Genomic DNA, 217 nt, shown 5'->3' on the forward strand with positions numbered 1-217 from the left:
GCCGTTTAAAGCGAATCTCATTGCCCTGCTCGGTTGGGTAATAATACTGATGCCCCACGAGATTAGCCGGCATCGTCTCCATCGCAGTCATTTTAGCCGCCGTATCATGTGCGTACTGATAGTCTTTACCATAGCCCAGCTCCTTCATAAGTTTGGTGGTACCATTGCGAATCTGCAGCGGTACTGGCTCATTGGCCGTTTTTTCAACGTCTTCTTG

At 49.3% G+C, this 217-nt stretch carries 1 pseudogene; it reads right to left on the reverse strand.

The annotated features are described in order from the left end of the window. Positions 1 to 217 (reverse strand): annotated as a pseudogene (locus LJE08_RS14780) (replication-associated recombination protein A); the annotation flags it as partial.

Source organism: Holdemanella sp. DFI.5.55, from assembly GCF_020593575.1.
Taxonomy (GTDB): Bacteria; Bacillota_I; Bacilli_A; order Erysipelotrichales; family Erysipelotrichaceae; genus Holdemanella; species Holdemanella hominis.